We start from the raw sequence: 5,454 nt of genomic DNA on the forward strand, positions 1-5,454 counted from the left end.
GACAAGCCGATCGCCGGATTCCCCAACCAGCCAAAATTGTCGATCAACATCCCCATCCCCAACTGCCCGACAATCACCGCCACCGTCGCCACAGCCGTCCCGACCACCGGCACCGCGCCAACCATCACCATCATGTACACCACGCCAAACAGCGCCCCGGTCAATTGCCACTTCGGCACCTGAAGCAGACTCACCGCCTGCGCCGGCTCGAAAAACAGAATCAACAACCCGGTCACCACCGCGCCCACCGCAAAGGTCAGCAGACTGGAGCGCAGCACACCGACCGTTTCACCCAGACGCCCGTTGATCGCGGCCTGCACACTCAACACCGCACCGGCCAACACCACCACCGCCAACAAAATCACCAGACCCATCACTCACCCCCGCGCAATCAGAACCAAAGCCACCACAATCAAGCCCAACGCCAGCCAGCGCTCACCGTTGACCTTCTTGCGCGTCGCACCGAACCAGCCGAAATGGTCGATCAGCACACTCTTGCCGACCTGACCGGACAAAATCGCAATCATCGTCATGGCAATGCCGATATGCGGCGTCGCCAGCGTCAGCACCACCACGTAGATCGGCCCGAGAAAACCGCCGATCAACTGCCAGCGCGGCAGTTCGGTCAGCGCCGGACCTTTTTGCGGACCGGCAAACAGCAGGAGCAAAAACAGGATCGCCGAACCCACCCCGAAGATGCTCAACGTCGCCCACAAATGCCCGACCTGCTCACCCAGCGGCCCGAGCAAACCAGCCTCGACCGACAGGCCCATGCCGGCAAGAATCACCAGCGGCAGCAACAACAGACGCAACACCGATCTTTTCGCCGGCGCCGCGACCACCCCTTCATCCAACGTCTGCATACATAACCTTCCACGCTCAAAAACAATGGCGCGGATTATCGGCTGGCGCCGCTGTGCGATAAATGGGAGCATCCGGACAACACTTTTGCGCAACACGCACAGCGAGACATGGCATGCACGGGCTCAACGAACTCGGATTCAAAGCGTTAAGGCTGTTTGTGGCGGTCCTCGACCACGGCAGTTTTTCCGAAGTCGCTCGCCGCGAAGGGGTCGCGCCCTCCTCCATTTCACGGCAGATCCAATTGATGGAGCAGGCGCTGAACCAGCAATTGCTCTACCGCCACACTCGCGCCGTCACCCCGACCGAAGCCGGGCGCACGCTCGGTCACCATGCGCGGTTGCTGCTGGTGCAATTGGAAGAAGCCGAACAGGCGTTGCAGGAACAGCAAAGCGAACCCACCGGACTGGTGCGCATCAACGCCCCGGTGGTGTTCGGCCAGCGCCATCTGACGCCCTGGCTGGGCCAGCTCTGCGCGCGCTATCCGAAGCTGCAACTGGATATCCAGCAAACCGACCATTACGTCGACCCGCTACAGGAAGGCGCCGACCTGCTGTTTCGCATCGGCGCGCTGCATGACTCGAGCATGCAGGCACGCATTCTGGCGCCGCACCGCTTTCAGGTCGCGGCCAGCCCGGCCTATCTCAAACGCCACGGCACGCCGCAGCATCCCGACCAACTCGCGCAACATCAGTGCCTGGCCTACAAAGGCGCGGCCGGTCAGCAGCGCTGGTTTTTCCGCCGTGATGGCGAGGACTGGACGCCGTACACCGTCAAAGGCCCGATCACCGGCAACCACGCCGACACCCTGACCCAGGCCGCCCAGCAAGGCCTCGGGCTGGTGATGTTTCCGTCGTGGCTGATTGGCGAAGCGGTGCGCGAGGGCACACTGGTGCCGGTGCTGGGGGAATATCAGGTGTCGAACAGCCTGGAACCGCAGCAGATCGCGGTGCTGTGGCCGGGGAGCCGACGGCTGTCGGTGAAGGTGAGGACGGTGATTGATTTTTTTGTCGAGTGCTTTGGCGAGATTCCTTATTGGGACAGAGCCTGAAGATCTAGAGCCCCTCACCCTAGCCCTCTCCCTGAGGGAGAGGGAACCGACCGAGGTGTCCCACCCACTGCATCGACCTGAAAAACCGCGTCGATTATGGATTCAAAGCAGGACTTTCAGGTCGGCGTAATCCCGCAATATTCCCCAATCGGTTCCCTCTCCCTCTGGGAGAGGGCTAGGGTGAGGGGCTTTTCAGGCCATCAGATACGGAACTGCCCGACCAGCTTGCCCAACCGCTGGCCCAGCTCCGCCAGACTGCGCGACGTTTGCGCGCCCAGTTGCGTTTCATCGGCGACGCTGTCCACCGCCACGGCAATCTGATGCACGCTGCGGTTGATCTCTTCGGCCACGGCCGTCTGCTCTTCCGCTGCGCTGGCGATTTGCGCGTTCATCGAGTTGATCGTGGCGATCAACTGCGCCATGGCATCCAGCGATGCACCGGCCTGATTGGCTTGCTGCGAAGTACCGTCGCCGGCCTCGCTGGAACGGCGCATCGCTTCGACCGCCTGCTGCGTGCCGGCCTGCAAGCGGTCGATCATGCCCTGGATTTCCTGGGTGCTGATCTGCGTGCGGCTGGCCAGTGCGCGTACTTCGTCCGCAACCACCGCAAAGCCACGACCGGCCTCACCGGCGCGCGCCGCTTCGATCGCGGCGTTAAGCGCCAGCAGGTTGGTCTGCTCGGCAATCGAACGAATCACCCCAAGCACGCCGACAATCGAACTGACGTCCTGCTGCAAGCTGTCCAGCGACACGCCGCTGTTGCGGATATCGTCGACCAGCGCATGAATCTGCTTGATGCTGCCTGCGACCACGCGCTTGGCGCTCTGGCCTTCTTCGTCGGTCTGCTGAGCGGCGACGGCGGCGTTTTGCGCGCTCTTCGCCACTTCCTGAGCGGCGGCGGACATTTGGTTGATCGCCGTGGCGACCTGATCGGTTTCGTGGCGCTGACGCTCCATGGCCTGATCGGAACGCTGCGCCTGTTCCGAGACCTGGGTGACCAGCCCGGTGAGTTGCGTGGTCATCTCGGTGATCTGCCGCACCAGGCCGTGGATCTTGTCGACGAAACGGTTAAACGAGCCGGCCAGTTCGCCGAGTTCGTCCTGGCTGGTGATGTTCAGGCGCCGGGTCAGGTCGCCCTCGCCCGCCGCGATGTCGTCGAGGTTGGCTTTCATCAGGGTCAGCGGACGCAGAATGGTGTTGGCCAGCAGCATCCCCGCCGCCGCGATCACCAACAGCACCAGCACCGCAACGCCGACAATGCTCAGCACCACGCCATGCACGCGCTCCTGCACTTGCGCCTCGACCTGCGCCACTTGCGCTTCGATGCCGTCGAGGTTGACCGAGGTACCGACCGCCATGTCCCACTTCGGCAGGTATTCGGTGTAGCCGAGTTTCGGCACCAGCACCTTGGCGTTGCCCGGCAGCGGCGAGCTGTATTGCAGATAGTGAGTGCCGTCCTTGGCCACCTTGACCAGGCCGAGGTTGACGTAGACGCCGTTCGGATCGCGGTTGTCCTTGAAGCTTTTGCCCACGCCGTCGGGGTCGTTGGCCTTGAACAGGCGCACGGTCTCGGAGTCGTAGCCGAAGAAGTAGCCGTCCTTGCCGTAGCGGATGCCCGAAAGCAATTTGATCGCCTGCGCCCGCGCCGCGTCGTCGCCCGGTGCGGCGGCGTCATACAGCGGTTTGATCGTGGTCATGGCCACGGCGACGTAACTTTGCAGGGTGGCCTTGGCGTCGCTGAGCAGCCGCTCGCGGGTCTGTTCGACCTCCTTGCGCGCCTGTTCCTGGAGGATGAACAGCGTGGTCACGCTGATGACCAGCGCAAAGAGCAGCACCGGCAGAACGGCAAGGGACAGGACTTTAGCCTTGAGACTCAGGCGCATCGGGGGACTCACTCTTTTGATTTTGTTGGCGTGGTTAAAGGCTTTAACGGCACGCCGGGGCAAAAGTTGAGTCTTGAAACATCGCCGCCCCCCTGTGGGAGCGAGCCTGCTCGCGAAAGCGTTGGCTCAGCAACCTGTGTGTCGACTGACACGACGCCTTCGCGAGCAGGCTCGCTCCCACATTGGGCAATTGTGGATTTTTTAGAGAACCATCGCCGCGACCCAGCCAAACACCAGCAGCGGCAGGTTGTAGTGCAGGAAGGTCGGTACGACGGTGTCCCAGATGTGGTGATGCTGGCCGTCGATGTTCAGACCCGAGGTCGGACCGAGGGTCGAGTCCGAGGCAGGTGAACCGGCATCGCCCAGCGCACCGGCAGTGCCGACGATGCAGACAATGGCGATCGGGCTGAAGCCCAGTTGCACGCACAACGGCACGAAAATAGCCGCCAGAATCGGCACGGTGGAGAACGACGAGCCGATGCCCATGGTTACCAGCAAGCCCACCAGCAGCATCAACAAAGCCCCGACGCCTTTGCTGTGATTGATCCAGGCCGCCGATGATTCGACCAGCGTCTGCACCTGCCCGGTGGCCTTCATCACCTCGGCAAAGCCTGAGGCGGCGATCATGATGAAGCCGATCATCGCCATCATTTTCATGCCTTCGGTAAACAGATCATCGGTCTCGCGCCATTTGACGATGCCCGACACCGAGAAAATCAGGAACCCGACCAGAGCGCCGATAATCATCGAGTCCAGCAGCAACTGCACCACGAATGCCGAAGCAATGGCCACACCGGCGATCATCAGGCTCAGCGGGTTGTAGTGCACCGCCGTCTGCTCGACCTGTTCGATCTTCGCCAGGTCATACACGCGCTTCTTGCGATAGCTGATGAATGCCATCGCCAGGCCGAAAACCATGCCCAGTGCCGGGATACCCATGGCGTGGGTGACATTGATGCCGCTGATGTCGACGCCGCTGCGGGCGACGTTGGCCAGCAGGATTTCGTTGAGGAAAATGTTGCCGAAGCCCACCGGCAGGAACATGTAAGGGGTGATCAGGCCGAAGGTCATGACACAGGCGATCAAACGGCGATCGAGTTGCAGCTTGGTCAGTACATATAGAAGTGGCGGCACCAGCAGCGGAATGAAGGCGATGTGGATCGGCAGGATGTTCTGCGAGGCAATCGCCACCACCCACAGCAGCCCGATCAGCAGCCATTTGACGTTACCGCCGCCGGTTGCATGCTGCCGATCCACCATGGCCAGGGCCTTGTCGGCCAGCGCATGGGCCAGGCCGGACTTGGCAATCGCCACGGCGAACGCGCCGAGCAAAGCGTAGGACAACGCCACGGTCGCGCCGCCGCCCAAGCCGCTGTTGAACGCCTTGAGTGTTGCGTCGATGCCCAGACCGCCGGTCAGGCCACCGACCAGCGCCCCGACGATCAGCGCGATCACCACATGCACGCGCGACAGGCTGAGGATCAGCATGACGCCGACGGCTGCTATGACTGCATTCATTTCACTACCTCAAAAAACACTGCGGGTGAAAACACACCGCCAGACAGGATGAGTCCGCCCGGGGTTGGCCGGCGGAGGTGTACAGAGGGTCTTGTTAGAGGGCGCGCACTGTGCCGCAGAGTGGCGGCGGTGTCAAAGCCC

The 5,454-nt window shown here is 62.2% G+C and carries 5 protein-coding genes; 1 reads left to right on the forward strand and 4 read right to left on the reverse strand.

The genetic code is table 11. The features are described 5' to 3' along the window. Both D6877_RS05515 and D6877_RS05520 read right to left on the reverse strand, forming a co-directional pair. Nucleotides 1-374 (reverse strand): DMT family transporter (locus D6877_RS05515; protein WP_130910110.1); only part of this gene is annotated, 374 nt, incomplete at its 3' end. Between the two features lie 3 nt (nt 375-377). Next, nucleotides 378-863, reverse strand: coding sequence for a DMT family transporter (locus D6877_RS05520; protein ID WP_130910111.1), 486 nt, complete (start codon nt 861-863; stop codon nt 378-380). 113 nt (nt 864-976) lie between these two features. Between D6877_RS05520 and D6877_RS05525 the strand changes: the two genes are divergently transcribed. Beyond that, the gene (locus tag D6877_RS05525; RefSeq protein WP_130910112.1) at nt 977-1,912 is read left to right on the forward strand and encodes a LysR family transcriptional regulator; all 936 of its coding nucleotides are present in this window, start codon (nt 977-979) and stop codon (nt 1,910-1,912) included. 200 nt (nt 1,913-2,112) lie between these two features. On the opposite strand, the gene D6877_RS05530 is transcribed toward D6877_RS05525, so the two are convergent. Both D6877_RS05530 and D6877_RS05535 read right to left on the reverse strand, forming a co-directional pair. Further along, entirely contained in the window at nt 2,113-3,795 is a 1,683-nt protein-coding gene (locus D6877_RS05530) for a methyl-accepting chemotaxis protein (protein WP_130910113.1), read from the reverse strand. A gap of 201 nt (nt 3,796-3,996) precedes the next feature. Beyond that, entirely contained in the window at nt 3,997-5,313 is a 1,317-nt protein-coding gene (locus tag D6877_RS05535) for a Na+/H+ antiporter NhaC family protein (RefSeq protein WP_024013513.1), read from the reverse strand. Nucleotides 5,314-5,454 lie beyond the last annotated feature (141 nt).

Source organism: Pseudomonas sp. Sample_9 (assembly GCF_004307535.1).
Classification (GTDB): Bacteria; Pseudomonadota; Gammaproteobacteria; order Pseudomonadales; family Pseudomonadaceae; genus Aquipseudomonas; species Aquipseudomonas mercuritolerans.